Genomic DNA, 14,045 nt, shown 5'->3' on the forward strand with positions numbered 1-14,045 from the left:
CGCGGCACCGGGCGGGTCGAATACCCCGCCCGAATCGCGCTCTATTCGTGGGGCAGTTCGCCGGTGACGATGTGGTCGGCGAGGTTGAGTCCTTCGCGGACGAGGCGGGCGAGGTGGCCGTCGCGGATGCGGTAGATGATGCGACGGCCTTCGCGGCGGGTCTCGACCATGCCGGTGAAGCGGAGTTTGGCCAGGTGCTGGCTGACCGCGGTGCGCGAGCCGCCGCAGGCCTCGGTGAGGGCGGTGACATCGGCCTCGCCGTCGGCGAGGACCCAGAGGATGTGCAGCCGGGTCGGGTCGGCGAGCATCCGGAACACCGAGGTGGCGGCCTCGAGGCGGGCCGGGTCGGGTTCGACGATGTGCACCAGGCTGGGCGGCAGGGCGTCGACTGCGGGGGTTTCCTCACCGGTCATGGGCTGGTTCACCGACTTCCTGCTGTGGCCATCTGCGCACCCGACGATACGTGGACCGGCCACATTCGCGCGGCAACCACGGCGGCCACGGCCGCCACGACCATCAACGTCAGCGCCGCGCCCGCCTGTCCGGTGGCGGCGCCCAGCCAGCCGGCGATCGGATAGGTCAGCAGGAAACAGGCGTGCGAGAGCGAGAACTGCGCGGTGAATACGGCCGTGCGGGTGCTGCCGTCGGATTGGGCCCGCAGCAGTCGCGCCGAGGGGGTGGTGATCAGCGACGTGCCCGCCCCCATGATCGACCACGCCACCCCCAGCAGCATCCAGCCCGCGCGTGGTCCGGGCTCGAGCGCGGCGAGCGCCGCGGCGCCGGCGAGACCGGCAGGCAGGATCGCGCAGCCGATCAGCATGAGGCGGCGATCGGGAATGCCGGTGAGCAGCCGCGGGATCGCCAGCGCGACGATCATCGAGCCGCCGCCGAAGCAGCCCAGCGCCACCGCGACCGCGGGTGCGGGCCCGTGCAGCAGGTCGCGCACGTAGACCACGGTATTGACGACGACCAGCGACGTCGCCGCGGCGACAGCGACATTCATGGCCAGCAACCCGCGCAACACCGGACTGGCCGCCATGAGGCGTGCGCCCCACGTGATCCGGGCCGGAAGCGAGCCGGCCCGCTCGGCGGGCACCGATCGAGGCAGCGTGGTCCGCACGACCATGATCGCCGAGGTCGCGAAACCCGCCGCGGTGCCGACGAACAGCAGGTGGTAGCCGACCACGGTCAGCAATACCGCCGCCAGCACGGGACTGAGCAGCGATTCCAGGTCGTAGGCCAGCCGGGAGAGCGACAGCCCGCGGGTGTAGTCCTCCTCGTCGGGCAGGATCGACGGGATGACCGCCTGGAATGCCGGGGTGAACGTCGCCGAGGCCGCCTGCAGCACGAAGATCAGGACATAGATCTGCCAGACGTGCGTGACCAGCGGCAACAGCAAGGCGATGACCAGCCGGACCATATCGGCCGATACCAGCAGCACCCGCCGCGGCACCCGATCGGTCAGCGCCGAGACCACCGGCGCCACGAAAACATAGGCGACCATCTTGATCGCCAGCGCCGTGCCCAGCACCGCACCGGCATCGGATCCGGCCAGATCGTAGGCCGCCAAGCCCAGCGCGACCGTCAGCAGACCGGTTCCGACCAGGGCTACCACCTGCGCGGTGAACAAGCGCCGGAAACGGTCGTGCCGCAACACCTCCAGCACGTCGGGGCCTCCAGGATCCGCGGGACGCATCGAACACCGCCAGTTTAAGACAATAAGTGCGCAATTGCGAACTTATTGTCTCTTCAACGGCTGCCCTCACTCGGCGCCACGATTCGATCTCCGTCGAGGTAGGTTCGGGTCGACAGGCCGGAGATTCGCCGTCGGCGAGAGCGCAAGGAGGTCCAGCGTGCAGGGGATCTCGCTCGAGGCGGATCGGTGGCGGGAACGGCTGCGCACCAATCTGTGGTTCGTCCCGACGCTGGAAGTCCTGGCCGCGGTGGCGCTGTTCGCGCTCACCTTCACTCTCGACCGCGCTGCCTATCACAACGGTGCGAGCCTGCCCACCTGGGTGCTGGGCGGCACACCGGATGCGGCACGCCAGGTTCTCACCGCCATCGCGGCCGCGATCATCACCGTGGTCGGTGTCGTCTTCTCGATCACGATCCTCGCGCTGACGCTGGCCTCCACCCAGTTCGGGCCGCGCATGCTGCGCAATTTCATCCGCGACCGCGGCACCCAGCTGACACTCGGCACCTTCGTCGCGACCTTCGTCTACGCGGTCGCGGCGCTGGTATCGGTCGGCGAGGATTTCGTCCCGCACATCAGCGCGACGGTGTCGATCGGCTCGCTGGTGGTGGATCTGGCGGTGCTCATCTACTTCATCAATCACATCGGCGGGCAGATCCAACTGCCGAACGTGGTCGCCGATATCGCGCGCGAGGTGCGCACGGCGGTCGACGCCAACGCCGACACCACCGCGGGCGGGGCGAAACACGGTCCGTCGGCGCGTGAACTTCGCGATCTGCTGGCCCGATCCGGTGGTGAGGTGCGCACGACCAACAGCGGATATCTCCAGTACATCCGCTACGAGCGGCTGGTCCGGCTGGCCGCCGAAGCGGATGCGGTCATCCATTTGCCCTATCGCCCAGGGCATTTCGTGACCGAGGGGCAGGTGATCGCGCGGGTGTGGCCGGCGCAGGCCGCGAAGGGGATCGAGCGGAAGTTCTCCCGCGGCCACGTCACCGGCTCGATGCGCAGCCTGGTGCAGGACGTCTCCTTCGGCGTCGATCAGATCGTCGAGGTCGCGCTGCGCGCACTCGCCTCCGCGACCAACGACACGTTCACGGTGCTGACCTGTATCGATTGGCTCGGCGACTGCCTGTCGCGGATCGCGGTCACCTGGGAGCCGAATCCGGTGCGCCGCGACAAGGACGGTCATATCCGGGTGCTCGCCGCACAGGTCAGCTACGAGCGGCTGGTACAGCGCGCATTCGAGAAGATCCGCCAGGCCGGTGCCGGGCAACCGGCGGTGATGATCCGCCAACTCGACGCGCTGGCTCAGATCGCCGACCGCGTCACCGACCCCGATCGGCTCCGGGTGATCCTCGAACAGGCGACGATGATCGAGCACGCCGTCCCGCTCATCCCCGAGGAACCCGACCGCGCCGACGTCCTGCGCCGCTGCCATGCCCTGCACGCGCAGATCGCGGCCGAGCGCGCGGCGCTCACCACGCGACCACGGACGACCGTGCCCGCACCGAATCCGCAGCCGTGACCGCGCCGGCGGTGCTCAGATCGGCGCGCTCGGCTCGGGATCCGAGACGTCGAAGCGCACGCCGGTCTGTAGCAGGTCGGTCGCGGAGAGCCCGAAGGTGTGCCGGAAGGTGTCGCTGAAATGCGACGGTGAGGCGAAGCCGGCGTCGACCGCGCTACGGGTCAGGTCGTAACCAGACGCCAGACCACGCACAACCCGCAGCAGGCGTGCCCACTGCTGATAGCGGCGGAATGTGGTGCCGGTATCCCGGGCGAACAGCCGCAGGAAATGCGAGGGCGACATGCCGAGCCGGGCAGCGACCTCCGGAGCCCGGTACACCCGATCGGGAGCGTTGCGGATGGTCTCGGCCAGCCGGGTGATCCGCGGATCGGCGGCCGGCAGCCCCGCGACCGTGGTCCGGAGCCCGGTGTACTGGGCGATCACATCGGGTGCGGCACCGTCGCGGCAGGCCGCAGCGATATCGGCCTCGGACCGATGACCGAAACCGAAGGGGCCGAAGGACTCTCGCACCGTGTCCGGCGAACCCGGAGCCGGCCGGCGAGCCGGATCGGCGAACAACAGCAATACCCGGCCCTCGGGAACCAGTACTCGATGGGGAAGGCGCGCGGGGGCGTACACACTACCCGGACGCATCGCACCGAGTCCCGGAGATTCGAAGATCAACGGCCCGTCCACACCCACATTGAGCACGTCGACCGCCGCCGCATGCGGCGTCACCCGGATGTTGGGACCGAGGTACCCGGCGTGATCCGGCCTGATCCACACCAGCGGCGGCGGTTGGTCACCGCACGTTTTCGGAAGTCCGGCGGCGCGCACACCTGCGACGCTAGCGCCACGACGGCTACGCGTCGACCCCTTCGAGAAAGAGTGATCACCATGTCCCCACTCGGCATTTCCGCCACCGCGGATGCTTTCCGCCTGTCGGCGGCGACCACGCTGCGGGCACATGCGCAGTCGGGCTTCGGTGCCTCGGATTTCCGCCTGTACCGCCCCTGGTATCACACCGCCACCACCGCCTGGCCCGAACGGATACTGTTGAGTGTCAACGAATTCCGCCCGCACCGGCTGTCGGACCTGGTCCCTGTCGCCACGATCTCGGCGCGGCTGGAGAAGCAGGTGCTGCGGACCGACGGCGCGCTCGGGATCGTCACCAGCTATCAGCCGTGGGGACGGATCACCTATTCGCTGTCGCTGTGGGCCGATGCCGACGCGCTGGAGGAGTTCACGGGCAGCCCGGACCATGTCGTGGTGATGAACACCTACCGCTCCCGCGGCTATCTGCGCCACATCCACTGGTGGGGCCGGCATCGATCGATCGGCGAGTCGATGGCCGAGGCGCGCCGTCGCCTGGACGCGGGCGAGGGACGGCGCGTGGGTGAACCCCGCGACCGGTGGGCCCGCCGCGACCAGCAGCGGATGGCCGGCGCGGCATCGGATCCCGCGCGGTGAAAGTCCTCGTGCTCGGCGAGTGGGCGGTTCGACAATCCTCAGGCCCCCGATGTCGATTTCGGCGACGGCCGTTCGTATAGGGGGTGAGGGGCGCGATCGTGCGCGTTCCCGGAATCGAGAGGAGCAGGCCGATGCGAACGATCACGGCGACCATGAATCTCGCGCTCGACGGTGTCGTACAGGGACCGGGCCGAGCCGACGAGGACACCCGGGGCGGGTTCGCGTTCGGGGGCTGGGGGCAGCGGTTTCAGGACGAAGTGCTCGCCAGGGAAATGGGCCGGGATATGGCAGAGCCCGGCGACATGCTGTTCGGGCGTCGCACCTGGGAGGACTTCGCCACGGTGTGGGGACGGGCCGACGACAACCCCTACAGCAAACATATGAACGCGGCGACGAAGTATGTCGCCTCGACCGGTCTGGACGACGTCGACGCGTGGCAGAACTCGGTTCTGTTGCGCGGCGACGCGATTCGGACCGTGCGCGCGTTGAGGTCGCAACCGGGGAAGGAGCTGTCGATCATCGGCAGCGCGGCTCTGGTGCGCAGCCTGCATGCCGCCGGTGTGATCGATCGCTACACGCTGGTGATTCACCCGCTCACCCTCGGTTCGGGGACCAGGTTGTTCGAGGGCGCGGCGCCGTTGACCGAATTTCGCCTCCTCGGTAGCGTCGCGACCACCACGGGCGTGATCATCGCCCGCTACGCCCGGCGCTGAGGAGAGGGCCGTGCCCCAGTATCTGCTCTCGATCTACCAACCCGACAGTGGCGCGCCCGATGCCGAGACCATGGACCGGATCGTCGCCGAATTGCACCGGCTCAACGAGGAATTGCGCGACAGCGGGTCGTGGATGTTCACCGGCGGCCTGCACGCGGCCGACAGTGCGACGGTGGTGCGCGCCGACGGATTGATCACCGACGGGCCCTATCTGGAGGGCAAGGAACATATCGGTGGCATCTGGGTGATCACCGCACCCGATCTGGACGCGGCGCTGGCATGGGGGCGCAAGGCCGCGGCGGCCACCACGTTGCCGATCGAAATTCGCCCGTTCCGGGACGTTCCGCCGTTCTGACCCGATGACGCCGGAACAGATCGCCGCCGTCTTCCGGGCCGAATACGGCCGGTCCGTCGCCGTGCTGATTCGCACACTGGGCGATATCGACCTGGCCGAGGACGCGGTCGCCGACGCCTTCGCCGCCGCGCTGCGCCGCTGGCCGCAGGACGGGCCGCCCCCGAGTCCGGCCGGGTGGATCATCACCACCGCCCGACGCCGAGCCATCGACCAGCTGCGCCGAGAATCCGCCAGGGCCGGCAAGTACGCCGAGGCGGCGCTGGTGCACGCACCGCCCGACGACACCGAGGAGTCCGCCGTGCCCGACGAGCGACTCCGGCTGATGTTCACCTGCTGCCATCCGGCGTTGAACCGGCCCGCGCAGGTCGCGCTGACCCTGCGGCTGCTGGGCGGGCTGACGACGCCCGACATCGCTCGCGCGTTCCTGGTCCGGGAATCGACCATGGCACAGCGGCTGGCCCGCGCGAAAGCCAAGATTCGCGACGCCCGTATCCCCTACCGGGTGCCCGGCGCGGCCGATCTGCCCGAACGACTCGATTCCGTGCTCGCCACCCTGTTTCTCATCTTCAACGAGGGATATGTGGCGTCCTCGGGCCCGGAACTGCTGCGCGCGGACCTGTGTGCCGAAGCAGTGCGGCTCACTCGCGCCCTGGTCGAGTCGATGCCCGGCGAGCCGGAGGCCGCGGGCCTGCTCGCCCTCATGCTGCTCACCCACGCTCGCCGCGATGCCCGCACCGACGCGACCGGCGCCTTCGTCCGGCTCGCCGACCAGGACCGCGGCCGATGGGATGCCGCACTGGTCGCGGAGGGCCGGGCCATCGTGCGCGCCTGCCTGCGCCACAACCGGCCCGGCCGATATCAGCTGCTCGCCGCGATCAACGCCGTGCACACCGATCCGGTGACCGACTGGAGGCAGATCCTCGCGCTCTACGATCGGTTGGCGCGCCTCGACCCGAATCCCGTTGTGGCACTGCACCGATCGGTGGCGGTGGCCGAGATCGACGGACCGGCCGCGGCACTGAGTCTCGTCGACGGCCTGGACCTGACCGAGCACTACCTGTTCCATGCCGTCCGCGCGGATCTGCTCGCCCGCCTGGGCCGGACGGACGAGGCGAAACGGAGTTTCGATACGGCGGCCCGCCTCACCGCAAATCAACGCGAACGCGACTACCTGGCCACCCGGAGCGCCGCGCTCACACGCCGCTGACCGGTCACCGCGCCCGCGCCACCGCCCGAATCGCGCGTAGCCTCCCGTCGGCCAGAGAGTCGGTGAGATGCGCTGAGCGCGTGGCGAAGTCGGGCACGAAGGCGTGCAGGCCGAGCGGGCTCGGCGGCAGTTGCCGCACCATGCGCATCACGGCCACGGCCTCGTCGGTGCGATCGTCCCACCGCTCGATGACGAATCCGGCCGCCTCCATCGTCGCGCGCAGGGCAGCGGGCGTGGTGAGGTGACCGAAGCCGGGACTGTCGGCCCACGGGAGCGGATAGTCGGGTTCACCGGCGCCGGAGGTGGTGATATCCCAGAGCGCGAGCCGGCCGCCGCGCGCCAGAACCCGGCGCATTTCGCGGTAGAGGCCGTCCTTGTCGGCGATATTCATCTGGACGTGCTGACTGAATACGACCTGGAAGGCGCCGTCCGGAAACGGTAGTGCCGTGACATCGGCGCATCGCACGGTGATTCGGTCGTCCAGGCCGACGAGCCGGTCGAGCCAGCGGGCGATCTCGCAATACCCCTCGACCAGATCGACTCCGGTGACCCGGCACCCGAATCGGTCCGCCAGGTATCGGGCGGTGCCGCCGATACCGGTACCGGCGTCGAGAACCGCTGTGTCAGAGGTGATGTCGACCAGATCGGCCAGCGCGCCGGTGGCGATGCGCCCACTGGTGTGGAAGTCCTCGAGCATCGCCAGATCGTCGAGCCGCAGGCGGTCGAGATCTTTGCCGGCGGCGAGCAGCGCCCGTTCGATATCGGTTCGGGCCGCGCCGGTGGCGTACTGGGCGGGGATCTGGGTGCGAGTCATGCGCTTACTCCGATACAGAGGAATTCCCGGCCATCGGCGACCGACCTTGCCTTTTCATGCTAGGACCACAAAGTAGATTCTTTCAACCAACAAATTCAGAAACTCTACTTCTGCCCGATACAATGGACGCATGCGAAGCTACGGCCAGTACTGTTCGATCGCCCGCGCGCTGGATGTGGTGGGTGATCGCTGGACACTGCTGATCGTGCGCGAGTTGCTGATCCAGGGACCGTGCCGATTCACCGATCTCAAGAACGGACTGCCCGGCATCGCCGCGAATCTGCTGTCCACCCGCCTCCGCGATCTGGAGGACGCCGGATTGATCGACCGCGTCGACGCGGCGCCGCCGGTCGCATCGACTCTCTATCGGCTCACCGATGCCGGCCGGGAACTGGAACCCGCATTGCGCGCACTGGGCCGCTGGGGACTGCGGTACATGGATACGGTCGGCCCGGACGACGCGTTCCTGCCGCAGTGGCTGGCCTACGCACCCGGATGGTTCACCGCCGACGCCGATCCCGCGGCCGCACCGGTGGTGATTCAACTCGTCGTCGACGAGGTGCGTGCGGTCGTCGACATCGGCGCAGGCCGCGTCGAGACCCGCGGCGGCAGCGCCGACGCCGCCGATCTGACCCTCGACGGACCCGCCAATGCGGTGCTCGGCCTGCTCACCGGGGTGATCGATCTGGAGGTGGCACAGCAACTCGGCCTCACCGCACGCGGCGACCACCACGTACTCACCCGCCTGCGGCCCCGCGCGCAACAGTCATAGCCGCCGCACCGGGACCATCGCGATCAGCGCGTCGCGTCGCGGCCGCAGGAAGTGCGCCGACGCGGTCAGCAGGAACATCGCGGCCAGGCCGACGGGCGGCAACCCGACCTCGCTCTTGCCGTGAGATGCGGTCCGGCTGTTATCGTCGGGCGGAGTCGGTAGATCAAGGAGACCAGACATGGCTGGTGAACTCGACATCTCCGGATAGACCCGGAAGTCACGGCCACCGGTAGGCGCATGCGGCGCCGCCGACGTGGCCATGTCGTCGTTCACCCGATCACCCTGTGGTGCGGTCGCACCGTGCCGCAACGACTTTCGAGGTCTCACCCATGTCCGATGCCTTCATCGTCTGTTCGAACCTGTCGTTCACCTGGCCCGACGACACCCGGCGTTCCGGGATCTGTCCTTCACGGTGCCGGGCGGGCGCACCGGCCTGGTCGCCCCCAACGGCGCCGGAAAGACCACCTTGCTGCGGCTGATCGCCGGCGAGCTGACACCCTCGGCGGGCAGCATCACCATCGACGGCACCCTCGGTTATCTGCCGCAGGATCTGCCCCTGACCGCCGAGCCGACCGTCGCCGAAGTCCTCGGCATCGCACCGGAGCTCGCCGCCTTGGCGGCCGTCGAATCCGGCGACACCGACGAGCGGCACTTCACCACCATCGGCACCGACTGGGACATCGAGGAACGCACACGCGCCCAACTGGACCGGCTCGGGCTGGGCGAGCTGCCGCTCGATCGGCGGCTGCGCACCCTCAGCGGCGGCCAGATCGTCTCGCTCGGTTTGGCCGCCCAGCTACTGCGGCGACCGGATGTGCTGCTGCTCGACGAACCGACCAACAACCTCGACCTCGAGGCCCGTCACCGGCTCTACGACGTGCTCACCGACTGGAACGGCTGCCTGCTGCTGGTCAGCCACGACCGGGCCCTGCTCGACCGCACCGATCGCATCGCCGAACTCCACGACGGCGAAATCCGTTACTACGGAGGTAATTTCACCGACTACGAGCAGGCGGTACAGGCCGAGCAGGCGGTGGCGGAGAAGAACATTCGCACCGCCGAACAGGAGGTCAAACGCGAGAAGCGGGAACTGCAGCAGGCCCGCGAACGCGCCGCGCGCCGGGCGAGCAACGCGCAGCGCAATCTCGGTAACGCCGGACTGCCGAAGATCTTCGCCGGCACCATGAAACGCAATGCCCAGCAGTCGGCGGGCCGCGCGAACGAAACCCACGGCGCCCGCTTGGACGCCGCGAGGAACCGCCTCGACGAGGCCGGGCGGGCGCTGCGCGACGAACAGCGCATCGTGCTGAACCTGCCCGATACCGAGGTCCCGGCCGGTCGCACCCTGTTCGCCGCCGAGCACATCCGGTTCCGCTTCGGCGACCGCGAGTTGTTCGCCGGCCAGGGCGCCGATCTCATCGTCCGCGGACCCGAGCGCATCGCGTTGACCGGTCCCAACGGGGCGGGCAAGTCCACGCTGCTGCGCATCGTGCACGGCGACCTCACTCCCGACAGCGGTACCGTCACCCGCGCCGACGGCCGCATCGCCTACCTGTCCCAGCGGCTGGATCTGCTCGATGCCGACCGGACCGTGGCGGAGAATCTGGCCGCCACAGCCCCCCACCTGCTCGCCGCACAGCGGATGAATCTGTTGGCGCGCTTCCTGTTCCGCGGCTCCCGCGCCCACCTGCCCGTCGGTGTCCTCTCCGGCGGGGAGCGACTGCGGGCCACACTGGCCTGCGTGCTGTTCGCCGAACCCGCGCCGCACCTGCTGCTGCTCGACGAACCCACCAACAACCTCGATCTGGTGAGTGTCGGACAGCTGGTCGGCGCCCTGGAGTCCTACCAGGGCGCGATCATGGTCGTCAGTCACGACGAGCGCTTCCTCGCCGAGGTGCGGGTGAGCCGGCGGTTGCGACTCGAGGACGGCCGCCTGTCCGACGACGCCGGCATCCCCGCCGAACCTCCGGCCCCGAAGTAACGCCCGACGGATCCGAGTAGATGCGTGGCGGCGGTCGAAAAGAGTGTTTCGCCCGCCGCCACACGGGGAGCACCCGTTTCGACACCACGCGCATCGAGCATCGGGCGGATCGGTGCGTACACGCCCTTCCCACGGCTGGCGGGTGAAAACTTTTGTCCGCCACTAGAATCGGTGTGTTGTCGTACCTACCGCAGCGATCGGTAACCACCGATTTGCCCGAGTCGCACACACTCCATACTTTTCCGCGCACCGGCGCCATCCGACCGGGGCTCGATTTCCGCAAGACCGCTGCTGACGCGCCTTACCCGGGGCCGTCGGCGGCACATCGGCGCCCGCCCGCCGACCGGTTCCACGAAAAGTATTTCCGGAGAAGGCTTTTCACATTAGATCTTCCGAAACAGGCCATCGATCTGCACGTTTCGTGTGTAAGCTACCGCCCGGTAGCTGTTCGACGGCCGAGGGGTGGCGGCTGATGTAGTAGACGAGGATCCGGTGATGCAGGGCAGGGAATCCGTCGAATCTCCGCAATTACCCGACACACCCGGCACCGGCCGGCGCACCTGGGCGTTCTGGCTGGGCCTGGCGGCCACCACCGGCGGGGTGCTGCTGCACGTGCCGATGTTCCGGATGGCCCGGGACATGAGCTACCGCATGGCGGGGATGCCCATGGACACCGCGATGATCTGCGGTATGGCGCTGATCGTGGCCGGATTGGCGCTGACCACCTATGGCCTCTTCCCGACCCGATCGGTGCACCACCGGGTGGTCGCGCTGCGAGTGCGCGCACTCGACGACGCCCCCATCACCCGCGTGCACGTGGTGCTGATGCTGGTGATGGCGGCCGCGATCACCATCGACGTGATGAAGCCGACCACACTGTCGTTCGTGGTGCCCGGCGTCGGCGCCGAATACCACCTGAGAACACCGGCCAACCCGCATATCGACGCACTGCCGGTGGCGTTGCTGCCGCTGTCGGGCATCACGGGCACCGTGCTCGGCTCGTTCCTGTGGGGCTGGCTCGGCGACCGGATGGGACGCAAGGCCGCCATCCTGCTGGCCGGCATCTTCTTCGTGGGCACCTCGATCTGTGGCGCGATGCCCAGTTTCGAATGGAACGTGGCGATGTGTTTCGTCATGGGGCTGGGCGCCGGCGGAATGCTGCCTATCGCGTTCACCCTTCTCTCGGAGACCATCCCGGCCCGGCATCGCGGCTGGTTGCTGGTGCTGATCGGCGGTGACATCGCCGGCGCGTACATCGTCACCAGCTGGCTTTCCTCGACCATCGGGCACACCTACAGCTGGCGCAGCCTGTGGCTGCTCGGGTTGCCGACGGGGTTCCTGCTGGTGCTGCTGGTGCGCTGGATTCCGGAATCGCCGCGCTACCTGCTGGCCGTCGGCCGTCACCGCGAGGCCGAAGAGGTGCTGCGCACCTACAACGCCGAGATCGTCCCGGTGGAGCACAGCGAACTGGCTGCCGAGGACGGTGTGCGCGACGGGTTCGGGCAACTGCTGCGCCGGCCGTATCTCGGTGTGACCGTGGTGTTGTCACTGATCGGGCTCGGGGTCGGCTTGGTCACCTACGGATTCCAGTTGTGGTTGCCGACCAATCTGCGCGCGCTCGGATTCAGCGATGTGACCGCCGACCGCATTCTGCGCGATTCCGCACTGATCGGATTCCCGCTGAACTTCGCCGTCGCCTACTGCTACCACCGTTCCACCAAGTGGACCCTCATCACGCTGGGCGCACTGCTGGCGGTGACCCTGGCCGGCTTCGTGGCACTCGGCGACCATGTGGCCGACCACCGGCTGCTGCTCAATATCCTTCTGGTAGTTCCCATCTGGGGTTCCAGCTCGATCGTGGCGGTGATCGTCGCCTACGGCGCGGAGATCTACCCGACCCGGATCAGATCGCGCGGCAGCGGTGTCGCGGCGGCCATGACGAAGGCCGGCGGCGTCGGGGTGATCGCCCTGGTGGTGCTGGCGGTGGCGGCGCCCTCGATCAGCGTGATGGCCCTGCTCAGTGCGGTGCCGATCGCGCTGGCGACGATCGCCGCGGTGGTCTACATCGTGGAGACGCGGCGCCGCTCCCTCGAGGACATCACCGCCGCCGAACTGCGAACGGTGGCGGTGGCATGAGCGCGACCGCCTGTGAATCCGGCGCCGCGACGGCACAGTCGTTACGAGATCGCCTGATCCAAGCGACCATTCAACTCATCTCCACGGAGGGCCTGACCTCCTTGACCGTGCGACGGGTGTCGCGGATCTGCGAAGTGTCGACCATGGCGATCTACTCCAACTTCAGCGGAATGCCCGGCCTGCTGCGCGCGGTGGGCTCGACCGGATTCGCCCAGCTCTCGGCACGCCTGGCCGGGTGCGGGTCCAGCGACGACCCGATCGCCGATATTCTGGTGCTGGGCTTCGTCTTTCGCGACGAAGCGCTGCGCAAACCGGAACTGTTCCGCCTGATGTTCGCCACCGAATCACCCCGGGCGGAGGTGAAGCTGCGGCGCGGCAACATCCTGTCCGGCACCGGCGATTCCGACTTCGACAACTTCGGCGAGAGTTTCGACCACGTGGTGCGGGCGACCCAGCGCGCCCTCGACGCCGGCCTGGTTCGCGCGGAGAACGCACGTGCGGCGGCGGCCCAATTCTGGACGGGTCTCTACGGTTTCATCCAACTCGACATGGCCGGGCTCTACGGGGACGAGGGCGTCGGCGAAGTTCTGCTGCCCTCGATCGTGAACATCATGATCGGCATGGGCGCCGACCCGGAGTGGGTGCAGCGCTCGGTGAACCACGCGGTGGAGCGGGTGCTCTCACCCACGTCGTGACCGCCGGCGCAGCCGCACGCCGGCGCGCTGCATGCGGGCCATCGCGCGCTCGGCGAAGCCGTTGCGCTTGGGGAGCAGTTCGAGTTGCAGCAGCAGTTCGTTCAGGTCCCAGGTGGCCTTGCTGCGCCAGATCAGCCCGTCCCGGAACTGCCAGATGTCGACCACGAACAGGTCGAACTTCTTTCCGGTACCGGCGAATCCGGGCGGATCGATCGGACCCGTATGGGTGCCGGTCATCCGCCACGGCACGATCGCGGCCATCCCGTCGGTGGTGACGGCGGGCTCGAAGACGAGGTCATAGGCCACATCCGGGAAGGATCGCACGGTGTCCTCGACGAATGCCGCGACCGCGGACCGCCCGATCATGACGTGCTCGTCGGACGGATCGAGCCAGCGGGTGTCCTCGCTGACGCAGGCGGCGACCGCCGCACTGTCACCGGCGTTCCACCCGGCGATGTAGCGGTCGACGAACCCGCGCAGCCAGGCGGTGTCGGTCATCGGGTCGGCTCCCGGATCGAGAGCGAATTCACCGGATTTCATGGTGCCGAATGTACCCGGATAACAATGTCATGAATGGCGGTGACATTGTTATTCCACCGGATTCGGCAGCGCCGGCGGCCGATAACGATGTCATTGTGCGGACCGCATTGCGCGGGTGCTCGAAATAACGCCGTCATGGGCTGGACATACCCGTGGTCCCGA

14 protein-coding genes and 1 pseudogene are annotated in these 14,045 nt (G+C 68.3%); 9 read left to right on the plus strand and 6 right to left on the minus strand.

Features of this window, described 5'->3' with window-relative positions:
• Positions 1 to 41: 41 nt before the first annotated feature.
• Together NA3_RS29065 and NA3_RS29070 are read right to left on the minus strand one after the other, a co-directional pair.
• Complete coding sequence (locus NA3_RS29065) at positions 42 to 413, minus strand: ArsR/SmtB family transcription factor (RefSeq protein WP_062966999.1); 372 nt, start codon at positions 411 to 413, stop codon at positions 42 to 44.
• Between the two features lie 8 nt (positions 414 to 421).
• Positions 422 to 1,666: an MFS transporter gene (locus NA3_RS29070; RefSeq protein WP_062967001.1), complete on the minus strand. Its 1,245-nt coding sequence runs from the start codon at positions 1,664 to 1,666 to the stop codon at positions 422 to 424.
• Positions 1,667 to 1,853: 187 nt separating this feature from the next.
• Between NA3_RS29070 and NA3_RS29075 the strand changes: the two genes are divergently transcribed.
• Entirely contained in the window at positions 1,854 to 3,221 is a 1,368-nt protein-coding gene (locus NA3_RS29075; protein ID WP_062967004.1) for a DUF2254 domain-containing protein, read from the plus strand.
• Positions 3,222 to 3,236: 15 nt separating this feature from the next.
• Here the strand turns inward: NA3_RS29075 and NA3_RS37825 are convergent, their stop codons facing one another.
• A complete protein-coding gene (locus NA3_RS37825) occupies positions 3,237 to 4,037 on the minus strand; it encodes an AraC family transcriptional regulator (RefSeq protein WP_062967006.1) in 801 nt (266 codons plus the stop codon).
• Positions 4,038 to 4,097: 60 nt separating this feature from the next.
• Between NA3_RS37825 and NA3_RS37830 the strand changes: the two genes are divergently transcribed.
• From NA3_RS37830 to NA3_RS29100, 4 genes are all read left to right on the plus strand, one after another.
• On the plus strand, positions 4,098 to 4,670 hold the full coding sequence (locus tag NA3_RS37830; RefSeq protein WP_167355060.1) for a hypothetical protein: 573 nt from the start codon (positions 4,098 to 4,100) through the stop codon (positions 4,668 to 4,670).
• A gap of 131 nt (positions 4,671 to 4,801) precedes the next feature.
• Positions 4,802 to 5,383 (plus strand): dihydrofolate reductase family protein, encoded by a 582-nt coding sequence (locus NA3_RS29090; RefSeq protein ID WP_062967010.1) that lies wholly within the window; start codon positions 4,802 to 4,804, stop codon positions 5,381 to 5,383.
• A 10-nt stretch (positions 5,384 to 5,393) separates the two neighbouring features.
• Positions 5,394 to 5,738 (plus strand): YciI family protein, encoded by a 345-nt coding sequence (locus NA3_RS29095; RefSeq protein ID WP_062967012.1) that lies wholly within the window; start codon positions 5,394 to 5,396, stop codon positions 5,736 to 5,738.
• 4 nt (positions 5,739 to 5,742) lie between these two features.
• Positions 5,743 to 6,945 carry an RNA polymerase sigma factor gene (locus NA3_RS29100; RefSeq protein WP_062967014.1) on the plus strand — a complete coding sequence of 401 codons (1,203 nt, stop codon included), beginning with the start codon at positions 5,743 to 5,745 and terminating at the stop codon, positions 6,943 to 6,945.
• 4 nt (positions 6,946 to 6,949) lie between these two features.
• Here NA3_RS29100 and NA3_RS29105 read toward each other — a convergent pair whose 3' ends face one another.
• A complete protein-coding gene (locus NA3_RS29105) occupies positions 6,950 to 7,759 on the minus strand; it encodes a class I SAM-dependent methyltransferase (protein ID WP_062967016.1) in 810 nt (269 codons plus the stop codon).
• 130 nt (positions 7,760 to 7,889) lie between these two features.
• On the opposite strand from NA3_RS29105, the gene NA3_RS29110 reads away from it, so the two are divergent.
• Positions 7,890 to 8,531, plus strand: coding sequence for a winged helix-turn-helix transcriptional regulator (locus NA3_RS29110; protein ID WP_062967018.1), 642 nt, complete (start codon positions 7,890 to 7,892; stop codon positions 8,529 to 8,531).
• Here the strand turns inward: NA3_RS29110 and NA3_RS29115 are convergent.
• On the minus strand, positions 8,526 to 8,804 hold the full coding sequence (locus NA3_RS29115; protein ID WP_128145180.1) for a hypothetical protein: 279 nt from the start codon (positions 8,802 to 8,804) through the stop codon (positions 8,526 to 8,528). The genes NA3_RS29110 and NA3_RS29115 overlap by 6 nt on opposite strands.
• Before the next feature lie 56 nt (positions 8,805 to 8,860).
• Between NA3_RS29115 and abc-f the strand changes: the two are divergent.
• The 3 genes and pseudogenes from abc-f (at position 8,861) to NA3_RS29130 (ending at position 13,343) form a co-directional block, all read left to right on the plus strand.
• Positions 8,861 to 10,512 (plus strand): annotated as a pseudogene (gene abc-f / locus NA3_RS29120) (ribosomal protection-like ABC-F family protein).
• Positions 10,513 to 10,974: 462 nt separating this feature from the next.
• Complete coding sequence (locus NA3_RS29125) at positions 10,975 to 12,648, plus strand: MFS transporter (protein WP_062967022.1); 1,674 nt, start codon at positions 10,975 to 10,977, stop codon at positions 12,646 to 12,648.
• The gene (locus NA3_RS29130; protein ID WP_062967024.1) at positions 12,645 to 13,343 is read left to right on the plus strand and encodes a TetR/AcrR family transcriptional regulator; all 699 of its coding nucleotides are present in this window, start codon (positions 12,645 to 12,647) and stop codon (positions 13,341 to 13,343) included. The genes NA3_RS29125 and NA3_RS29130 overlap by 4 nt, the downstream gene beginning before the upstream one ends.
• Here the strand turns inward: NA3_RS29130 and NA3_RS29135 are convergent.
• Complete coding sequence (locus NA3_RS29135) at positions 13,329 to 13,883, minus strand: ester cyclase (RefSeq protein WP_062967026.1); 555 nt, start codon at positions 13,881 to 13,883, stop codon at positions 13,329 to 13,331. The two genes, NA3_RS29130 and NA3_RS29135, sit on opposite strands and share 15 nt — an antisense overlap.
• Positions 13,884 to 14,045 lie beyond the last annotated feature (162 nt).

It is taken from the genome of Nocardia africana NBRC 100379, assembly GCF_001612635.1.
GTDB lineage: Bacteria > Actinomycetota > Actinomycetes > Mycobacteriales > Mycobacteriaceae > Nocardia > Nocardia africana.